Below are 317 nucleotides of genomic sequence, written 5' to 3'. Positions count from 1 at the left end.
GACCGCGCGAACGAAGCGATTACCTCGGTCACCCGGATGTTGGACGACGACGAGCAGGCGCTGCGGTTGACAATCATAGTGCTGATGGCGCTTCACGACACTGCTGCCCTGCAGATGGTCGAAACCGCGAGGTTGCCGGACGGCACCGAGCCCTCCTTCAACGATTGCCACACCCGGATCTTACGAGCGGTAATCTCGGGCAACATCGCCGACGCAATCAGCGACCTCGAATACAACAACGCGCGGCCACTCCAATGACCTTCATGACCTCCGAAGAGCTGGACCCGCTTTACGAAGCGTCCAAGCGCGGCATCACG

General features: G+C 60.6%; 1 protein-coding gene. It reads left to right on the top strand.

Translation table 11 applies throughout. The features are described 5' to 3' along the window. Positions 1 to 258: hypothetical protein (locus ACZXDY_RS46645; protein WP_464350122.1), on the top strand; the 258-nt coding region annotated here is incomplete at its 5' end. Positions 259 to 317 lie beyond the last annotated feature (59 nt).

The sequence above is a fragment of the Bradyrhizobium sp. LeoB3 genome (assembly GCF_055456055.1).
This window is presented reverse-complemented; position numbering and strand designations above follow the sequence as displayed.